This window comes from Klebsiella sp. OBRC7 (assembly GCF_000293135.1).
GTDB classification, from domain to species: Bacteria; Pseudomonadota; Gammaproteobacteria; order Enterobacterales; family Enterobacteriaceae; genus Klebsiella; species Klebsiella michiganensis.
Genome location: NZ_ALNJ01000027.1, coordinates 169,676 through 187,663, shown reverse-complemented (window position 1 = coordinate 187,663; position 17,988 = coordinate 169,676). Strand labels below are relative to the sequence as shown.

General features: G+C 53.8%; 15 protein-coding genes and 2 pseudogenes. 13 read left to right on the top strand and 4 right to left on the bottom strand.

Going from position 1 to position 17,988, the window contains the following annotated elements; translation table 11 throughout:
* Positions 1-235 precede the first annotated feature (235 nt).
* Positions 236-1,189 (top strand): substrate-binding domain-containing protein, encoded by a 954-nt coding sequence (locus HMPREF1144_RS06870; RefSeq protein WP_004850957.1) that lies wholly within the window; start codon positions 236-238, stop codon positions 1,187-1,189.
* 1 nt (position 1,190) lies between these two features.
* Here the strand turns inward: HMPREF1144_RS06870 and HMPREF1144_RS06865 are convergent, their stop codons facing one another.
* Positions 1,191-2,063 (bottom strand): PfkB family carbohydrate kinase, encoded by an 873-nt coding sequence (locus HMPREF1144_RS06865; protein WP_009652160.1) that lies wholly within the window; start codon positions 2,061-2,063, stop codon positions 1,191-1,193.
* Between the two features lie 26 nt (positions 2,064-2,089).
* On the opposite strand from HMPREF1144_RS06865, the gene HMPREF1144_RS06860 reads away from it, so the two are divergent.
* Both HMPREF1144_RS06860 and HMPREF1144_RS06855 read left to right on the top strand, forming a co-directional pair.
* Positions 2,090-2,935, top strand: a complete 846-nt coding sequence (locus HMPREF1144_RS06860) for a BtpA/SgcQ family protein (protein ID WP_004850952.1) — start codon at positions 2,090-2,092, stop codon at positions 2,933-2,935.
* The gene (locus HMPREF1144_RS06855; RefSeq protein ID WP_009652240.1) at positions 2,935-3,579 is read left to right on the top strand and encodes a TenA family protein; all 645 of its coding nucleotides are present in this window, start codon (positions 2,935-2,937) and stop codon (positions 3,577-3,579) included. The genes HMPREF1144_RS06860 and HMPREF1144_RS06855 overlap by 1 nt, the downstream gene beginning before the upstream one ends.
* A 23-nt stretch (positions 3,580-3,602) precedes the next feature.
* Here HMPREF1144_RS06855 and HMPREF1144_RS06850 read toward each other — a convergent pair.
* Positions 3,603-4,272 (bottom strand): annotated as a pseudogene (locus HMPREF1144_RS06850) (Tn3 family transposase); the annotation flags it as partial.
* A gap of 4 nt (positions 4,273-4,276) precedes the next feature.
* Between HMPREF1144_RS06850 and HMPREF1144_RS06845 the strand changes: the two are divergent.
* The 4 genes and pseudogenes from HMPREF1144_RS06845 to lysM form a co-directional block, all read left to right on the top strand.
* Positions 4,277-4,684, top strand: a pseudogene (locus tag HMPREF1144_RS06845) (helix-turn-helix domain-containing protein); the annotation flags it as partial.
* A 221-nt stretch (positions 4,685-4,905) separates the two neighbouring features.
* On the top strand, positions 4,906-5,301 hold the full coding sequence (locus HMPREF1144_RS06840; RefSeq protein WP_042927159.1) for a hypothetical protein: 396 nt from the start codon (positions 4,906-4,908) through the stop codon (positions 5,299-5,301).
* Positions 5,302-5,499: 198 nt separating this feature from the next.
* On the top strand, positions 5,500-6,060 hold the full coding sequence (locus tag HMPREF1144_RS06835) for a nucleotidyltransferase family protein (protein WP_004850942.1): 561 nt from the start codon (positions 5,500-5,502) through the stop codon (positions 6,058-6,060).
* Between the two features lie 243 nt (positions 6,061-6,303).
* Positions 6,304-6,753, top strand: coding sequence for a peptidoglycan-binding protein LysM (gene lysM, locus HMPREF1144_RS06830; RefSeq protein ID WP_009652149.1), 450 nt, complete (start codon positions 6,304-6,306; stop codon positions 6,751-6,753).
* Positions 6,754-6,874: 121 nt separating this feature from the next.
* Here the strand turns inward: lysM and pgtP are convergent, their stop codons facing one another.
* Positions 6,875-8,266 carry a phosphoglycerate transporter PgtP gene (pgtP, locus tag HMPREF1144_RS06825; RefSeq protein WP_009652152.1) on the bottom strand — a complete coding sequence of 464 codons (1,392 nt, stop codon included), beginning with the start codon at positions 8,264-8,266 and terminating at the stop codon, positions 6,875-6,877.
* A 406-nt stretch (positions 8,267-8,672) separates the two neighbouring features.
* Here pgtP and pgtC point away from each other — a divergent pair, with 406 nt between their 5' ends.
* From pgtC to HMPREF1144_RS06800, 5 genes are all read left to right on the top strand, one after another.
* Positions 8,673-9,893 carry a phosphoglycerate transport regulator PgtC gene (pgtC, locus tag HMPREF1144_RS06820; protein WP_009652245.1) on the top strand — a complete coding sequence of 407 codons (1,221 nt, stop codon included), beginning with the start codon at positions 8,673-8,675 and terminating at the stop codon, positions 9,891-9,893.
* Positions 9,894-9,904: 11 nt separating this feature from the next.
* Positions 9,905-11,899 (top strand): two-component system sensor histidine kinase PgtB, encoded by a 1,995-nt coding sequence (gene pgtB, locus HMPREF1144_RS06815; RefSeq protein WP_161506312.1) that lies wholly within the window; start codon positions 9,905-9,907, stop codon positions 11,897-11,899.
* Positions 11,889-13,139 carry a two-component system response regulator PgtA gene (gene pgtA / locus HMPREF1144_RS06810; protein ID WP_009652214.1) on the top strand — a complete coding sequence of 417 codons (1,251 nt, stop codon included), beginning with the start codon at positions 11,889-11,891 and terminating at the stop codon, positions 13,137-13,139. The genes pgtB and pgtA overlap by 11 nt, the downstream gene beginning before the upstream one ends.
* Before the next feature lie 349 nt (positions 13,140-13,488).
* On the top strand, positions 13,489-14,772 hold the full coding sequence (locus tag HMPREF1144_RS06805; protein ID WP_009652134.1) for an HAAAP family serine/threonine permease: 1,284 nt from the start codon (positions 13,489-13,491) through the stop codon (positions 14,770-14,772).
* Between the two features lie 63 nt (positions 14,773-14,835).
* Entirely contained in the window at positions 14,836-16,203 is a 1,368-nt protein-coding gene (locus tag HMPREF1144_RS06800) for an L-serine ammonia-lyase (RefSeq protein WP_009652239.1), read from the top strand.
* Between the two features lie 72 nt (positions 16,204-16,275).
* On the opposite strand, the gene HMPREF1144_RS06795 is transcribed toward HMPREF1144_RS06800, so the two are convergent.
* Positions 16,276-16,716, bottom strand: coding sequence for a helix-turn-helix domain-containing protein (locus tag HMPREF1144_RS06795; RefSeq protein WP_009652280.1), 441 nt, complete (start codon positions 16,714-16,716; stop codon positions 16,276-16,278).
* Positions 16,717-17,045: 329 nt separating this feature from the next.
* Between HMPREF1144_RS06795 and HMPREF1144_RS06790 the strand changes: the two genes are divergently transcribed.
* Positions 17,046-17,903, top strand: coding sequence for a MurR/RpiR family transcriptional regulator (locus HMPREF1144_RS06790; RefSeq protein ID WP_004850925.1), 858 nt, complete (start codon positions 17,046-17,048; stop codon positions 17,901-17,903).
* Positions 17,904-17,988 lie beyond the last annotated feature (85 nt).

Here is a 17,988-nt window from a genome sequence, read left to right as displayed (position 1 = left end):
TTGTATAGGCAGTTTACCGCATCATCCGGGAAGTCATTCCCAAACCCGTTTGATTCATTCCAGTCGCGCACCGACACGGACCGGTTGCCGGAATGAAATTAAGCAGGTATCCGCCGAACGGTCGATGATTGTTCTGGCAATATAGACGATATTTGCCCGCCAAAAAATAAACCCTCTGCGTTCGCATGCGGCGCGGAACTCTGCTGGCTATCAACTATTCCCGACGAGGATACTGATGATGTTATTTCACACCGGAAAACTGCGTTTACTTGCTGTCGCCACCACGATGCTGGCATCAATGAGTTTTATTTCTGCCGCCGGCGCCGCCGGTCCGACTTATGCGCTGGTCCAAATCAACCAACAGGCGCTGTTCTTTAATCTGATGAATAAAGGCGCACAGGATGCGGCCAAAGCCAGCGGCAAGGATTTAGTGATTTTTAACTCTAATGATAATCCTGTGGCGCAAAACGACGCGATAGAAAACTATATTCAGCAAGGCGTTAAAGGCATTCTTGTTGCCGCTATCGACGTTAACGGGATCATGCCCGCAGTTAAAGAAGCCGCCGCTGCAAACATTCCGGTGATTGCGATTGATGCCGTATTACCGGCCGGGCCGCAGGCGGCTCAGGTCGGCGTTGATAATATCGAAGGTGGCAGAATTATTGGTCAATACTTCGTGGACTACGTGCAGAAAGAGATGGGCGGCCAGGCGCGGCTGGGTATTGTCGGCGCGCTGAACTCGGCCATTCAGAACCAGCGGCAGAAAGGGTTTGAAGAGACGCTGAAAAGCAATCCGAAAATTACCATCGCTAACGTGGTCGACGGCCAGAACGTACAGGATAAAGCAATGACCGCGGCGGAGAACCTGATTACCGGCAACCCCGATCTGACGGCGATCTATGCCACTGGCGAACCCGCTCTGCTGGGCGCTATCGCCGCCGTGGAAAACCAGGGGCGCCAGAAAGATATTAAAGTCTTTGGCTGGGATCTGACGGCGAAGGCGATTTCCGGTATTGACGGCGGCTACGTCACCGCCGTTCTGCAGCAGGACCCGGAAAAAATGGGGGCCGAAGCCCTGAACGCGCTGAACACTATCACCTCAGGTAAAACCGTGCCGAAAACCATTCTGGTTCCGGCCACGGTGGTAACCAAAGCGAACGTCGATACCTATCGTTCGCTGTTCAAGTAGGTCAGCGCGCGCCGTTCACGGTTAACAGAGCGGTGAGTTCGTGGCCGTCGGGAAACGCGCTGAGCGTCCCCCGGCGGCTAACGGTAATGGCGGCAGCGCGGCTGGCGTGCGCCAGCGCCAGCGCATCCGGCTCGACGCCGCGCAGGATCGCGGACGCCAGCATCACCGCAAGGAACGTATCGCCCGCGCCGGTGGTGTCCAGCGCCTCCGCGGGGACGGCGGGGCAAAACTGGCGCTGACCGGCCTGAACCAGCCAGGCGCCTGCCGCGCCCTGGGTTACCACTAAGGTTTTCACGCCGTAAGGCTTAAGCTGCTCGGCCTCGGATTCATTGACCACCGCGATGTCGATGAGCGGCCACAGATGGCGAAAGTCAGGATTGACAGGCGAGGGGTTGAATACCGTTGTCATACCGCGGGCTTTGGCGTACTGGAACAGCGCCCGGGTTTTATCCAGGGAGAAATTGCCCTGCTGTAGCAGAGTATCGCCCGCGGCGGCCTCCGCCATATGCGGAATAATATCATCAAGGCTGAACGTATCGGCTGCGGCCGTCGTGGTAATGATGGCATTGTCGCCATCAGCGCTATTTAAAATAATCGAGGTGTCGCTATGTTGATTGAAATGGCCGTCGGGTAGTAGCGTCAGTGGTTCATTTTTTATCTGCTGACGGATCCATTCGCCGTTGCTGTCATTTCCCGTGGCGGCAATTAATCGCGTGTCGATTCCGCAGCGGGATAATATAATCGCCTGATTCGCGCCTTTACCGCCGATATCCTGCGAAACTTTAATGCCGTGAATGGACGCGCCTTTTTTCGGTATATCCGGAATGGACCAGGTTTCATCTACGGTAATATTACCAGTAACGTAAACACGCATAGTGTTCCCTTAACAGGATGGATAAGATGGTTGCTATCTCAGCAGAAAAAACGAATGCAATACAAGCTATTTTTTCACGTAATAAAGTTGTTATTGGCGTTATTCATTGCGATCCTTTTCCCGGCACGCCGAAATATCGAGGGAAATCAGTCTCCGGTATTGTTGAGCGTGCACTTCGCGATGCCGAAAATTATATTTCGGGCGGCGTTCACGGCCTGATTATTGAAAACCATGGTGATATTCCTTTTTCCAAACCTGAGGATATCGGTCATGAAACCTCTGCGCTGATGGCGGTGATTACCGAGAAAGTTCGCGAGCGTTTTGGTGTGCCGCTGGGCATTAATGTCCTGGCGAACGCGGCGATCCCGGCGATGGCGATCGCCCTGGCGGGCGGGGCCGATTTCGTCCGCGTAAACCAGTGGGCCAACGCCTATATCGCCAACGAAGGATTTATTGAAGGGGCGGCCGCTAAGGCGCTGCGCTATCGCAGCATGCTGCGCGCTGAACATATTCGCGTCTTTGCCGATAGCCACGTCAAGCACGGTAGCCACGCCATCGTTGCCGATCGTTCGATTCAGGAACTCACGCGCGACGTGGATTTCTTCGAGGCCGACGCGGTGATTGCGACCGGCCAGCGCACGGGCGATAGCGCAACGATGGAGGAAATTGACGAGATCCGCGCGGCGACGGAGCTACCGCTGCTGGTGGGCTCCGGGGTGACGCCAGCCAACGTGAGTCAGATCCTCGGGCGGACCCAGGGGGTTATTGTGGCCAGTACGATGAAGGTCGATGGCGTCTGGTGGAACGATGTTGAGCTGGCCCGGGTGAAGCATTTTATGTCGGTCGCTCAGGCCGCGCTGGAGGAAGCATAATGGAAGCGTTTAGCGAACGCCTGCTGCGCGAACATCAACCGGCGTGGCAGGCGATGCAGCAGCACCGTTTTGTGACTGATATCGAGCAGGATCGTCTGCCGACAGCCGTCTTTAACCGCTATCTGGTGTTTGAGGGCAACTTTGTCGCGACGGCAATCGCGATTTTTGCTCTCGGGGTTAGCAAGGCGCCGGGTATTCATCAGCAGCGCTGGCTTATTGGCGTCCTGAATGCCCTGGTTGATACGCAGATCGCGTGGTTTGAACAGGTGTTATCAGAACGGCGGATAACTCCCGCTGATTATCCGGACGATCTGCCCGGGGTGCGGCACTTTCACGACGGCATGCTGCGGACGGCCCGGCAGGGAAGCTATGAGCAGATCGTTACCCTGATGTTCGGTGCGGAGTGGATGTATTATTTCTGGTGCCGACGGGCGAGCGAACATCGCCAGAGCGATGCTGACGTGCGTCGCTGGGTGGAAATACACGCGGAGGACGAATTTTATCAGCAGGCGTTCTGGCTGAAGAACGAACTCGACCGCTGCGCCATGGCGCTGAGTGAAAGTGAAAAGCAGGCGCTGTCGGCGCTTTACGGTGATGTGCTGCAGTGGGAAATTGATTTCCATCACGCTGCGTACGAAGCGTAGCCGCGAGGTGAATAAGGGGTCATTTCGTGGTACAGCAAGCCATCTAGCACATGGGTTGAATACCTGACCCGACTGATTATACAGGTGTAAAACGGGCTGTATTGATCCGATATATGGGTATAAAACTGACGTCCAGGCTCCTGCCCATATTTCGGGTTAACCTGCCCTGCGTAGCTGCCTGAGCTGCTTGTTCTGAAATTCTGTCCATCTGATGATGACGTTGTCCCGTCTCCCCGGAATGCCGCCAGTGGTCTTTTCCCCTGCGCGTTTACCAGCTCTGCAAGGGCGGCTGAATAGGTTTCGTCGCGGATGTACCATGGCTGGATATCTTCCATTGATGATTTGGTGCTTCCTGGGCTTTTGGTCAGACCAATATTGACGCCATTCGCAAGGATGGTGGTGAGGAGCTGGCGGGTATCGGGATGGATAATGTCATTTTTTATATGCGAAAAATGTCGGGTAAACGTCGTCCAGCTGTTTACCTCATCGAGAATTTCCGTGATTTTAGGGTGCGGTAGCATGCTGTAAACCAGCTCTGGCAGCTGTGAAACCTGCACCGGGACGCAGTTATCCAGCGGGGAGACTTTTACCCCCCCTGTCAGATATTTCCATATCGGGCAACTCATCAAGGGCAGCCATGGCATTGACCTCTTCAAGTCTGGACTGAAGCAGGGGCATACGGCTGGTAATGTACCGGATGAGGCTGAAAAAGCAGATCGAGCAACACGTGCTGCGGATTGTCAGCCTGGATGTACCCACCTCATAGCAGGTTCTGTCAGATAAGGAGCCTTCGCAGGCTGACCCAATAACCCGCGCCGTGATAACCGACATCAATGACATACTTATCGACCTGATGGCCGCGATGTCGCATAAGGACTGGCTGGGCCGCCGCCAGCGACAAAAGCAGGGAATTGAACGGGCGCATACACTGGGTAAATACCGGGGAAAGCAGGCCGATAAGGAACGGTATCATAAAGTCCTGTACTACCGGCAGGTCAAGAAACTGAGCATCCGTGAAACGGCAGATGCGACAGGGTACAGCCCCTCCCAGATATGCCGCATTCAGGCACAGTACCGGCAACCAGAAGCCGAAGATTTTGGTTAAGTTGTGATTGTTGTATGATGCCGGTGAGTATAACCGCCTATATATTGAGGGATTAATAATGGCAAGTGCAATGGCCTGATTGGGTGATAAAACGAGTTACGGAGAAATCATTTCAGCGACTGCGTCCTGGTTTGAAGGAAGTAAAGCAATAGCCCGGACCGGCGACAAGGCATCATGCAGTAAATTTTTGGAGGGATGGTTTTTAAACTATTAAAATAAACATGAGGAAGATATTTTTTGTTTTATCTTTACTTTTACTTTCCGCCTGTTCGTTACAGGCAGAATTTACTCCAGAAGGGGAGATTCTTAATGATGCAATTGTTGGCACTCCCTACTATAACCAAATAAATATATTTGGCGGAATAGTTCTTTCTTATGATATTTATGGTAAGCAGGTCATTGCAGGAGATATTCATCCAGATAATTTAGGTCTCCACCTACAGTATTGTGATGATGATGAATTCAATAATTGCATCCAGATTAGAGGGATACCAACAAAAGCAGGTATAGTTAAAGTACGAGTACATGGCGGCTTAGGTGGCGGAATGCTTTCAAAATCAGGCGATTTCGACAAAACCTACACTATCACGATCAAGGATTCAGAAGGCTCTTCTTAAGATCGTTTGAGAGGAGCTATCAGCATCGCTCATCGGGATACGAAAATCCGCTCAGAGAGCGGTTTTCTCACATCTAAATGGTTAAAACGTAAAATAATTTTCGATATCCAAACTGACCCCAATAACAGGGGGCGCCTGAAGCGGCGCCTCCTGAACGCTGATACACTTAGCGGACCGATCGCAGTTTACAGGGAAACCATGAAATATCAGGACCTCTTACAAAGCGTGTTGTTAAACGACCCGATAAGAATGAACGCGCTGTACGCCGTTCAGACGCTGGAACTCAGCGATGGCTGGATTGGCGCCGGCTTTGTCAGGGATGCGGTCTGGGATCATCTGCACGGCTACGGGCAAAGGCCAGTTTCGGGTGATGTGGATGTTGTCTGGTTCGACGCGAAAAGCGGCAGCGCCGCCGACGATAGGGCGCTGGAAGAGAGGCTGAGCCAGCAATCATCCGCCTTTAACTGGTCGGTGAAGAATCAGGCCAGAATGCATCAACGTAACGGTAATAAACCTTATCACTCCACGGAGAATGCGTTGCTGTACTGGCCTGAAACGGCGACGGCTATCGCGGTCAGAATGGGACGTTCAGGGCTTATTGAGGTTATTGCGCCCTACGGGCTGGACGATCTGTTTGCACTCCGTCTGCGGCCCACGCCGGTATTTGCGCAGCATAAGCTGGCTATTTTCAGCCAGCGCGTCGCGGAAAAACGCTGGCTGCAGCGCTATCCAGGCCTGCAGCTGATTGTCCCGACCTGAGCCGTTTTCGCCATCACTGCGGCTTAACGCTTATTTCATGTCATATCCCTGGGCAGCGTGCAGACTTTCCTGCCATGTCAGGGCAAATATCCTGCACGTTGACGCTTATTGATTATACTTTGATGGCAGGTTGTGCTGCTTCAGGCGGTTGCCGCTCTGGGGTAGCAGAACCGACATCCTGGAAATGGGCTTAACCGGTCTGATGATTATTTGATCGTGAAACAGTAATGGAGGTATGGAACGATGGGATTATTGAATTTTGTGAAAGAAGCGGGCGAGAAAATATGGGACGCCGTCTCCGGCGGCAGCAAGGAAGATAAGGCCGACAAGCTGAAAAAACATATTGATGGTCTTAATCTGCCTGGTGCCGAAAAGGTTAATATTGATGTTGCGGACGACGGCACCGCGACGGTTACCGGCGATGTTGGTTCGCAAGAAGATAAGGAAAAAATTCTGGTGGCGGTAGGTAACGTCACCGGCGTTGGCCAGGTTAATGACAGCGTGAAGGTGGCGCAAAGCGGGGCGGAAAGTCGTTATTATACGGTGAAATCTGGCGACACCCTGAGCGCCATCTCTAAAGCGATGTATGGCTCTGCTAATGAGTATCAACGTATTTTTGAAGCCAACAAACCGATGCTGACGCATCCCGATAAAATCTATCCGGGCCAGGTGCTGATTATTCCGGCGAAGTAAGCGCTGAATTCCTTGGGGAGCAGCAGGCCATTGGCATTTTACGCGGCTAAAACGGCATGCCGGTGGAATTAACCTCAGGAGTGCCAGCAGGCTGGCACTCTCCTTTGCCGGGTTCAGGCCCTTATTGTGCGTCGGCCAGCGCCAGTTCGGCTTCTTGCTGTTGCGTGTTCTTACGCTGTTGCTCAAGCTCCAGCGCGCCGCGATGAGAGAGGTAGCAGAACAGAATGCAGCAGACGATCCCGCCCATCAGCAGATAGAACCCGCCGTGCCAGCCCATTTTATCCACCATCACGCCAAACAGGCTGGTGCCTAACGATGCGCCAAAGATGTAGCTCATAAATCCGCGCAGTCCCACGGCGGAGCCGACGGCAAAGCTGGGCACAATTTCCATGGTCTGCACGGAGGCCAGAAACTGCGGCACGTAAATCAGGCAGCCCACGATCGCCGCGAACACCGTCACCATCAGCAGGGATTCGCTTTTCCAGTAGCCGATCAGGCAGACAAAAATCAGCGCCATACAGATCATGGCAAGCGGCATGCGCCGTCCTTTGAACAGCTTGTCGGAGAGCCAGCCCGCCAGCAGGGTCGACGGAATCGCCGCCCATTCAAAGAACAGGAACGCGACGCTCATCTGCTCTTTGGAAAAATGTTTCACCGTCAGCAGATAGATAGGCAGCCAGCTGATCATGCCGAAACGCACCATATAGACAAACACGTCCACAAGGGAGACATACCAGGCGTTTTTGTTGCGCAGAACGTAGGTGCAGAAGATCTGGAATGCGCTCATATTCTCCGGCGCTTTTACCGCGTGTTTAGCGTTAAGTACGACCTTTTCTTCCGGCATCATCTCTTCCAGCGCAGGCAGTCCTTCCTCGCGCGGCGAACCTTTACCGAGCGCCAGTACGCTGATGGCGAACACCACCGCCACGCAGGCCGGGACAATGTAGCTGGCGCTCTGCCAGTGCTCGGTACCGAGAATCGCAAATGCGGCGCCGACGATCGGGGCGACAATCCCGCCGCCGACGTTATGGGAAATGTTCCAGAAAGCCCCCACGCGACCGCGCTCCCGGCGAGGGAACCAGTTAGCGATGGTGATAAAAGAAGGGCCGACGCCCATCCCCTGAAACAGACCGTTCAGAACGACCAGCGCAGCGAAGATCCAGAACGCGGTGCTGAACCCCAACCCGACGTTGACGATCGCGCACAGCACCAGGCCGCAGGCCATAAAGACTTTCGGACTGGCTTTATCCGCCAGGCTGCTCATAACGCCTTTGCTGATCCCGTACGCAATGAGCATACAGCTGCTGAGCAAACCGATCTGGGTGGCGCTCAGATCTAACTGCTCTTTCAGATAAGGCGTGGATAAGGTGAAATTGTTGCGCACAATATAGTACGCCAGATAACCCAGAAATACGCTTAGCAGCGCCTGCATGCGGTAGCGGCCATAAGTTGCCTGAATTTTCTCAGCCGGCACTTTATTTGCCGACGGCCCCTTTTTTAATATTGATAACATGTCGTCACCTGTATTTTATATTGATATGAACATCAGGAGTATTCGACATGAAGAATGAAATAAGTGGTCAGAAAACTCAAATCGTCAAAATGGGTCAAAATTGACTCAAACTGATGAATTCAGGGGTTATTTTTAACGCATTGATCATCAATGAAATAGCGAATAATTAATTTTCCGCTGATTTTATGTCAGGCGTGTGCGGATATTAACAAATTCCACATTCATTATCTGGTAATGTTTGCTGATATTCCCGGAGGCCAGCGCGGCTATTTCGAGGCTAGCGGTGATTAATCCGCCAGGCGTCATAAACGGGTAAGTTTTGTCTCAACGCTCTTTTTTCGGTATTTCAATATTTATGAACGGGATCACAAACATGTTTCTGCGGTGGAGTCGGGCACCCGGCATAATGCTCGCGTTGCTGCTGCTGGCCGCCGGATTCAGCGCCTGTGCGGCGCAGGGTAACGAACTGGTGATGGCGACAACATTTTCCCCCAGCGCCACCGCGTGGATTATCGCACGCTGGCAAACGGAGCCGGGGTCGGTGATGATTCGCACCCTCAACCGCACCAGCGCCTCGCTGGAACAGCTGCTTGATACGGCAAATGCGGAGAACGTAGATCTGGTCCTGACCTCATCACCGATGCTGCTGCAGCATCTTCAGGAGCATCAAAAGCTGGCGCCGTTCAGCGGCGCGCCGGCGGCCAGTCAACGCCTGGTGCCGGAATCCATCCGCGCCACCTCCGTTGCCGTGGCGATGTCGGGGTTTGGCTTGCTGATTAACCGCTCGGCGCTGGCGACGCGGCATCTGCCTGCGCCAGCGGACTGGGACGATCTCACCGATCCCCGATATCAGGGGGCGCTGCTGATGAGCAGCCCGTCGCGCTCGGACACCAATCATCTGATGGTGGAGTCGCTGCTGCAACAAAAAGGCTGGCTTAAGGGATGGCAAACGCTGCTGGCAAGCGCGGGAAATCTGGTGACGATTTCATCCCGCAGCTTTGGCGTGGCGGATAAGATCAAAAGCGGGCTGGGCGTAGCCGGTCCGGTGATTGATAACTATGCCAATCTGTTGCTGAACGATCCGCACCTTGCCTTTTTCTATTTTCCGCAGTCGGCGGTGTCGCCTACCTACGTTGCGGTGCTCAAAAATAGCCAGCACGCCAACGAGGCGCGGCGGTTTATTCGCTATCTGCTGAGCCCGGAAGGCCAGCGGATCCTCGCCGACGCGAATACCGGGAAATACCCGGTGACGCCGCTGACGGCAGGCAACCCACGGGCGGCGCAGCAGGCGGTGCTGATGAATCAGCCGCCGCTGAACTATCGCCTGATCCTTAAGCGTCAGCGTCTGGTTCAGCGGATGTTTGATACGGCGATCAGCTTTCGTCTCGCCCAGCTGAAAGATGCCTGGCGAGCGCTGCACAGCGCGGAGGCTCGCCTTAAGCGTCCGCTGCCCGAGATACGCGCGCTGCTAACCGGCGTACCGGTCGATCCGGCAAGCAGCGAGGATGAAGCCTGGCTGGCTAAGTTCGATAATAAGAGCTTTGCGGAGCAGCAAATGATGGAGTGGCAGCTCTGGTTTCTCAACAACCAGCGGCAGGCGATCAATAAACTGGAAGAGCTGAAATGATGGCCCGTTCCATACTGCAACGTCTGCGGCAAATCAGTATCAGCAGCAGCCTGCGCGGGGCATTTCTGATGGGCGCGCTGCTGACGCTGATTGTCAGCAGCGTCAGCCTCTATTCATGGCATGAGCAAAGCTCGCAGATACGCTATTCGCTGGACGAGTATTTTCCCCGCATCCACTCTGCTTTTCTGATTGAAGGCAATCTCAATCTGGTGGTCGATCAGCTGAATGAATTTCTGCTGGCGCCGAATACCACGGTGCGCCTGCAGCTGCGTAACCAGATTATTCAGCATCTGGATAAAATCGAGCGGCTGAGTCAGGGCTTGTCACCCGCGGAACGCCAGCAGCTGGCGGTGATTTTACAGGACAGCCGCGCGCTGCTGTCGGAGCTGGATCGCGTGCTCTACAACATGTTTCTGGTACGCGAAAAGGTGGGGGAGCTCTCGGCGCGTATCGACTGGCTGCACGATGATTTTACCACTGAGCTGAATTCACTGGTGCAGGACTTTACCTGGCAGCAGGGAACGCTGCTCGATCAGATAGAAGCCCGCCAGGGCGACGCGGCGCAGTACCTGAAGCGTTCCAGAGAAGTCCAGAACGAACAGCAGCAGGTCTATACGCTGGCCCGCATTGAGAATCAAATCGTTGACGACCTGCGCGACAGGCTTAATGAACTGAAATCCGGAAATGATGACGGCATGCTGGTGGAGACGCATATCCGCTATCTCGAAAACCTGAAGAAAACGTCGGATGAAAATATTCGCGCGCTGGACGACTGGCCGAGCACGATCACCCTGCGACAAACGATAGATGAGCTGCTGGAAATCGGCATGGTGAAAAATAAGATGCCGGATACCATGCGCGACTACGTTACCGCGCAAAAAGCGTTAGTGGATGCCAGTCGCGCCAGAGAAGCCACGCTGGGGCGCTTCAGGACGCTGCTTGAAGCCCAGCTTGGCAGCAGTCATCAGCAAATGCAGATGTTTAATCAGCGTATGGGACAGATTGTCCGCGTGAGCGGCGGGTTGATTCTGGTGGCGACGCTGCTGGCGCTGCTGCTGGCGTGGGTGCTGAATCATTATTTCATCCGATCGCGGCTGGTGAAACGCTTTACCGCGCTGAACCAGGCGGTGGTGCAGATTGGTTTAGGCCGGACGGATGCCACCATTCCGGTTTATGGCCGGGATGAGCTGGGGCGTATTGCCGGTTTGCTTCGCCATACGCTGGGTCAGCTTAACGCGCAAAAACACCAGCTTGAACAGGAGATTGGCGAGCGAAAAACGATTGAGGCCGATCTTCGCGCCACCCAGGACGAGCTGATCCAGACCGCTAAACTGGCGGTGGTGGGGCAGACGATGACCACCCTGGCGCATGAGATCAACCAGCCGCTGAACGCGCTGTCGATGTATCTGTTTACGGCAGGACGGGCGATTGAGCAGGGACAGACGGCGCAGGCGCGGGCGACGTTAAGTAAAGCGGAAGGGTTGATTAACCGCATTGACGCGATTATCCGCTCGCTGCGTCAGTTTACCCGCCGCGCTGAACTGGAAACGCCGCTGCATCCGGTTGATTTGCGTCAGACGTTTACGGTGGCGTGGGAACTGCTGGCGATGCGCCATAAGCCGCAGCAGGGGACGCTGGAGATACCGGATGAAACCGTCTGGATCCGCGGCGATGAAGTGCGGGTTCATCAGGTGCTGGTCAACGTACTGTCGAATGCGCTCGACGCCTGTCCGAACGCGGCGAAAATAACGGTGAGCTGGCAAATCCACGGCGACACCCTGTGCGTGTTGATTGCCGATAACGGTCCCGGCTGGCCTGCGGCCTTGCTACCGTCACTGCTGAAGCCGTTCACCACCAGCAAAGATGTGGGGCTGGGGATAGGGCTGTCGATTTCTGTTTCGCTGATGACGCAAATGGAAGGGACGCTGTGCCTGGCGTCGACGTTAACGCGCAATGCCTGCGTGGTGCTGCAATTTAATTTAACGGATGTAAATGATGTTGAGTAATGAGTGTTCGATTCTGCTGATTGATGATGATCGCGACGTGCTGGATGCCTATACGCAGCTGCTTGAGCAAGCGGGTTATCATGTCCACGCCTGCGATAACCCCTTTGATGCGCGGGCGTGGGTGCACAAGGACTGGCCCGGCATTGTGCTGAGCGATGTCTGCATGCCCGGCTGCTCCGGCATCGATTTGATGACGCTGTTTCATCAGGATGACGAGCAGCTGCCGATTCTGCTTATCACCGGGCATGGCGACGTACCGATGGCGGTGGATGCGGTGAAAAAGGGGGCCTGGGATTTTCTGCAAAAGCCGGTCGATCCGGGAAAGCTGCTCTCGCTGGTGGACGCCGCGTTGCGCCAGCGGCAAGCGGTGATCGCGCGTCGCCAGTACGGCCAGCAAAAATTACGGGTTGAGCTGATCGGGCGCAGCCAATGGACGGAACAGTATCGCCAGCGTTTACAGCAGCTGGCAGAGACGGATATTGCGGTCTGGCTTTACGGCGAAGCGGGAACCGGGCGTATGACCGGCGCGCGTTACCTGCACCAGCTGGGGCGTAACGCCGAAGGCCCTTTTATCTACTGCGAACTGACTGCGGCCAACGCCCATAAGCTGAATGACGCGATCGCGCAGGCGCAGGGCGGAACGCTGGTATTAAGCCACCCGGGGCACCTGACTCATGAGCAACAACATCAGCTGGTACAGGCGCAGAGCCATGAGAAGCGACCTTTTCGCCTGATTGGTATCGGCAGCGCTTCGCTAGTGGCGCTGGCGGGCAGTAGCCAGATCGTGGCGGAACTCTATTACTGCTTCGCGATGACGCAAATTGCCTGCCTGCCGCTGTCAAGGCGGCCTGATGATATCGAGCCGCTATTCCACCACTATTTGCAAAAAACCTGTCAGCGGCTGAATCATTCCGTCCCGGAGGTGGACAGCCATCTGTTAAAAGGAATGATACGTCGGGCGTGGCCGAACAACGTCCGCGAACTGGCGAACGCTGCCGAACTGTATGCGGTGGGGGTATTACCGCTCGCGGATACGGTGAATCCGCTGATGCACGTCGGCGAGCCGACGCCGCTCGATCGACGTGTTGAGGACGTAGAGCGGCAGATCATCACCGAAGCGCTGAATCTCCATCAGGGGCGCATTAATGAAGTGGCGGAGTATCTGCTTATTCCGCGTAAAAAACTCTATCTCAGAATGAAGAAATATGGCCTGAGTAAAGAGCACTACAAGGGCTTTTAGCGAAAATTGAGGGGGAGGGCGTTTATTTCCTTGCCCCTGATTTTTGCGTTTTATTAATCGTATGACAAATAGTGGTTGTTATCTCTGCACGTGAATTATATAAATATCCGGCAAGTTAGGTACACCCATATAAATAATAACGTATTAAAAGTGATACTTTAAAAAATAATAATATTTCAGTACTAATTTTGATGCGTTAAAAGATGCCACTATAAATCAGGTTATGTGATCGCTGTTAGTGAATCAGCATAGTTGCATTTTATAAAATAGCCAAACAAACACAGCGTTTTTATTACCTGAATCAGAGTCAAATTAATTTGACCCTACTCTATATTACTGAGGCCATATTATGGAAACCGTTCAAAATACCCTCGTTGCTCGCGAGAGCAGCGGCTGGAGAAAAAGTGATACCGTGTGGATGCTGGGCCTGTACGGTACCGCAATTGGTGCAGGGGTGCTTTTCCTGCCAATTAACGCCGGGGTTGGCGGTTTAATTCCGTTAATCATCATGGCCATTCTTGCCTTCCCGATGACCTTTTTTGCCCACCGCGGTTTAACCCGTTTTGTCCTGTCGGGCAAAAATCCGGGAGAAGATATTACCGAAGTGGTGGAAGAACATTTCGGCACCGGTGCAGGTAAGCTTATCACGCTGCTTTATTTCTTCGCTATTTATCCGATTCTGCTGGTTTATAGCGTTGCTATTACCAACACCGTCGATAGCTTTATTACTCACCAGCTTGGTCTGGTATCTCCGCCGCGCGCTATTTTGTCGCTGATTTTAATTGTCGGCATGATGGGGATTGTCCGTTTTGGCGAAAAAATGATTGTTAAGGCCATGAGCGTGCTGGTGTTTCCGTTCGTGTTCGCGTTGATGGTATTGGCGCTGTATTTGATCCCGCAATGGAACGGCGCGGTACTGGATACGCTGTCGCTGAGCAGCGCTTCGGCAACGGGAAATGGTCTGTGGATGACTCTGTGGCTGGCCATCCCGGTCATGGTCTTCTCCTTCAACCATTCGCCGATTATCTCCTCTTTTGCGGTGGCTAAACGTGAAGAATATGGCCAGGACGCCGAGCGCAAATGCTCCCGTATTCTGGGCTTCGCCCACATCATGATGGTGCTGACGGTGATGTTCTTTGTGTTCAGCTGCGTACTGAGCCTCTCCCCGGAGAACCTGGCGGAAGCGAAAGCGCAGAACATCTCCATCCTCTCATATCTGGCGAACCACTTTAACGCGCCGGTGATTGCCTGGATGGCGCCGATCATCGCGATGATTGCAATTACTAAATCCTTCCTCGGCCACTACCTCGGCGCGCGTGAAGGCTTCAACGGCATGGTGATTAAGTCACTGCGCGGAAAAGGGAAATCGATCGAAATCAACAAACTGAATAAGATCACCGCGCTGTTCATGCTGGTGACCACCTGGATTGTTGCCACCCTGAACCCCAGCATCCTGGGGATGATTGAAACGCTGGGCGGCCCGGTCATCGCGATGATCCTGTTCCTGATGCCAATGTATGCCATCAACAAAGTACCGGCCATGCGCAAGTACAGCGGCCACATCAGCAACGCGTTTGTGGTGGTAATGGGACTGATTGCCATCTCCGCTATTTTCTTCTCTCTGTTCAGCTAAGTTTTCAGTGCCGCCTGTCACCGGCGGCGCATCCGTTTTGCTATGTAACCGCGTGGGTGCCATATGATTAGCGTTTTCGATATTTTCAAAATCAGCATCGGACCGTCCAGCTCACATACCGTTGGGCCGATGAAAGCGGGTAAACAGTTTGTTGATACCCTGCAGGAAAAAGGCCTGCTGCATAAAGTGACTCGGCTGGTGGTGGATGTGTATGGTTCCCTCTCATTGACGGGTAAAGGTCACCATACCGATATCGCCATTATTCTTGGTCTGTCAGGGTATCTACCGGATACCGTTGATATCGACGCCATTCCGGGCATTATTCGCGATGTCAACACCATGCATCGTCTCTGTATTGAAGAGGGCCAGCGCGAGATACAGTTCCCGGTGGCGGAATGCATGCGCTTTCACAGTGAGTTTCTGCCGCTGCACGAAAACGGGATGAGCATTACGGCGTTTTGCGATGGCAAAATCGTCCACTTCCAGACTTACTATTCCATCGGCGGCGGTTTTATCGTCACGGAGGAAAACTTTGGTAAGAACCTGGAGGAGGAGGTTGATATTCCGTTTCCGTTCTATTCTGCCCGCAACCTGCTGGCGCACTGCCAGAACAACTGCCTGTCGATTTCCGCCGTGATGATGAAAAACGAGATCGCCCGCCACGGCCGGGAGAACGTTGAGCAAAATATGGCGAAAATCTGGGAGACCATGAGAAACGCCATTAACCGGGGGATGAATACGGAAGGTATTTTACCGGGGCCGCTGAAAGTGCCGCGCCGGGCTTCTGCGCTGCACCGCGTGCTGGCGCCGCAGAGCCAGTCGATTACGCCACTGAGCGCGATGGATTGGGTCAATATGTTCGCCATGGCGGTGGGGGAAGAGAACGCGTCGGGCGGGCGAGTGGTAACCGCGCCGACCAACGGCGCCTGCGGCATTGTCCCGGCGGTACTGGCCTATTACGATCGTTTTATCAAAGAGGTGACGCCGGAAATCTATATGCGCTATTTCCTGACGGCGGGCGCGATAGGCATTCTGTACAAAATGAATGCCTCCATTTCCGGGGCTGAGGTCGGTTGCCAGGGCGAAGTGGGCGTGGCCTGCTCGATGGCGTCTGCCGGACTGGCCGAGCTGCTGGGTGGCAGTCCGGAGAAGGTGTGCATCGCCGCGGAGATCGGCATGGAGCATAACCTCGGTCTGACCTGCGATCCGGTGGCCGGCCAGGTGCAGGTGCCGTGCATCGAGCGTAACGCGATTGCGGCAGTGAAGGCGATAAACTCGGCCAGTATGGCGATGTACCGGACCAGCGATCCGAAAGTCTCACTGGATAAAGTTATCGAAACGATGTTTGAGACGGGTAAAGACATGAACGCCAAGTACCGTGAAACCGCCCGGGGCGGTCTGGCGATTAAAGTCGCGGTGTGTGAATCCTGAGTCCCCTAAAAGCCGCCTGCCTGAGCCGCAGGCGGTTTTCTCTTCCCTGATCTTTAAATCATCTGAAACCTGTTAGCTTTTTTTCTCGCCGTCGGACGGCGTAAAAGACCACACCACGCTGTTAGAAGCCGATGAGGTGTACCATTCGTTAATCGTGGCGTCAGCCTCGTTGGTCTGGGCAGCGGCGGGCAATTTCTCTTTTGGCTGATGCGTTTTTTTCCGAATACGGATACGGGAAGGGGGACCGGCATTGAGCTGCGCCTTAAATGTACGCATGTGCGAGTCAAATAAAATCGACTCCAGCTGGTGCAGACGATCGAGACCGCGCAAAATACCAATCAGCGTACTGAGGGTAACGGATTCGCCTAATTCAACGCGTTTAATGGTTGCCGCGCCGACCTGAGCGCGTTCGGCCAGCTCAATCTGTGACAGGCCCAGCTGTATACGCGTTTCTTTAATTCTTCGGCACAGTTCAGAAATAATTTCACTGTCGGGCATGGTACTGAAACGCATCTTAATTCCTCTACTGCGTAATAAAACCTGACTAATTATTTAGCAAGCCAATTTATAAATAAAGCGAATAATTTCTCTTTTGCGATAGCGGCGACAATGTTTTTTTCCAATGCCATCAAAGAGTTGGGTAGACGCTCGTTCCTGCGAATCCCGCGGTTTCAGGCGCCGAATAAAGAGGCTTCGGATCAATCGCCTGGGGCGATACGCCGTGGCGCAGGGATGAGCCTCCGTCTCTGCCATAATGCAATTACGGCGAATTATGGTTATATATATCCCTTTCTGCGGCCCGGTTTCGCCGCAGCCACTCTTACGGATGATAACGATACGCCATGAATCTTCGTGAAAATATTGTGAGCCAATTCAGCCTGCTGTCGCCCGAACTCCAGCGCGCGGCGGAATTTTCCCTGCAAAATGCCAACCAACTGGTGGTGCAATCAATGCGCGCCTTCGCCACGGAAGCCGGCGTTAAGCCTGCCACGCTGCTACGCCTGGCGCAGCGTCTGGGCTATAACGGTTGGCGGGAGCTGAAAAGTGCATTTATCGACGATCTTGGCTTAGGAAATGATACATATGTATCTAAGGCTGAAAAATTGATCGCGAAAGGAACGCAGCCCGCGCTGTACGAAGAGGTGTTCCTCGCGCATCAGGCCAATCTGGCATTCACTCAGGCAGAGAATCAACACGCTATGCAGCAAGCGGTTACGTTGCTGGATGAAGCGAAGCAGGTCTATATTTGCGGCTTCCGCGCCAGCTTTCCTATCGCCTGGTCGTTGTTTTATGTCTATCGATTGTTCAGTCGCCAGGTATCGCTGATTGACGGGCTGGCCAGTAATATCGAAGTCTTCACCCGTGAGATCAACGCGGAAGACTGCCTGCTATTGACCAGCTTTTCTCCCTATTCCCGCGAATCTCTCGACGTTCTCAATGCAGCCAGGCAGGCCGGGGCACGGATTATCGCCATCACCGACTCACCGGTTTCGCCGCTGGCGCAAACGGCGGACTGCACGTTGCTTTTCTCCCTCAGCAGCCCCTCTTTTTTCCCTTCGATAGTGTCCGGTATGGGCGTCGCCGAGTGTTTGCTGGCGATGTTGGTTGCCCGCCACGGTAGGGAGGCGGTGAATAAAATTGAGAGCGCAGAGCGTTATCTGCAACGCTCCGGGGCGTATGTGATGCCCGATAAATCCTGATAAATGATTCATTTGCTTTTATCATAAGAAAATTAAATACATTTGAATCATTATTGAATTGACGAGATTCAAATGGATCCTGCAA